At 41.5% G+C, this 1,124-nt stretch carries 1 pseudogene; it reads left to right on the forward strand.

The annotated features are described in order from the left end of the window. Positions 1-1,124, forward strand: a pseudogene (locus tag A3762_RS15400) (hypothetical protein); the annotation flags it as partial.

Here is a 1,124-nt window from a genome sequence, read left to right on the forward strand (position 1 = left end):
AGTAAGTGTCAAACATGCTGTGTGGGACGATAAAAATACGCGTCAAGCTTTGTGGGCACTAGATGACATAAACGATACTTTCGTGCGCTTTGACTATAGCGGGCTGCCAACAGTAATTGAGTCGCCTAATTTGAATAGTTCAGACTTGGTATTGAATGGTTCGTTGTACATAGATAATGCCTTATCGACCAGACGTTTGCGTTTTGCATCTGGTCATAGTTATTTGCCTGACGCAATAACCCCTGATTTCGAATCAGCGAATGCTGATTTAGATAGAGCGTTCGTGTTAGCAGTTCAAAGAGATACTTCAGATAGACACACTACAACACTCGGGATTGATGGAAAATTAACGATTCAGTTATATCCGAATGCAGCAAATGATAGCGAGTATTGGAGATATGCAAGATCTGGTTATGGTACTCAGGCTTTGGCATTGTTTAATGCTCAGGAAGATATTGTGTTGCTTCGTCAGGTTGAAAATAGCGCATCCCCTTCTTTAGGTTATTTGCAGTACCTGCGTGAAGAAGTTGGTGATTCTGATAGTGATGGCTTGCCAGGTTGGTACGAACATTACTCAAATTCTGACGACAATCTAAGTTCTGATAAAGATCAGTTATTAGGTGGAGTATCGCGACTAGATCGTTTTAATAATTTTGATGATATTTCTGATTTCCTCGTAGATTCCGACGGTGATGGCTTGAGCAATGGTGAAGAGTCGGGCGGTGATGAGTATAAGAACGACAGTGATAATGACGGACTGAATGACAGTGTCGGCGCTGGAATTATTGGCTCTAATGATGATGACAATGATGGCTTAACGAATTTCGAAGAAATTAATATATATGGCACGGACCATAACTTAGCTGATACAGATAGCGATGGCGTCAGTGATTATTTTGAAATTTTTGTGTTATTCACTGATCCCACAAACCCTACGTCTCAAGACTTCGATTTGGATGGAGTGTTAGATAACGATGGTGCGAGTGATTATGATCGAGATGGTCGCACTAACGCTGAAGAAGAAACTGACAAAACTGATCCATATAACCCAGATACCGATAGCGATGGTTTGGCTGATGGAGAGGAGTTTGCATTAGGCACTAATCCTTTATCAGCAGACTCGG

This window comes from Oleiphilus sp. HI0125 (genome assembly GCF_001635355.1).